The 351-nt window shown below is 39.6% G+C and carries 1 pseudogene; it reads right to left on the reverse strand.

Annotation, left to right across the window (positions count from 1 at the left end):
* Positions 1-351, reverse strand: a pseudogene (locus tag FOF46_RS32190) (Mu transposase C-terminal domain-containing protein); the annotation flags it as partial.

A 351-nucleotide genomic window follows, 5' to 3' on the forward strand; every position in this document is an offset into this window, starting at 1 on the left:
CAGACCATCGATTCTCTGAATAATCAAAAGAGTACCCTAGAATATCACCGCTATGCACATCCTTTACCGCGATTACAAATAAGAACCCTTTGGATTTATCATCTTTGGTATGCTCGATAAGGTTCATACGTGTAGCATCAATTTGCCAGCAATCCCCTGCATATAAGGCATTGGCTAAAGGGATATATCCCGTATTCTCAAAAGCTTTACGACTGTTAAATCCAAAACGCAAGGAATCGGTAAGGAATTTTGTTTTTTGCTGTTCAAATACCTTTTGACCAAACCAACGACGACCAGGAACACGGCGACCTTTGATTGCGCATAAATCCTGAATCTTACGAATGATATATT

The sequence above is a fragment of the Aquimarina algiphila genome, assembly GCF_007489275.1.
Lineage (GTDB): Bacteria > Bacteroidota > Bacteroidia > Flavobacteriales > Flavobacteriaceae > Aquimarina > Aquimarina algiphila.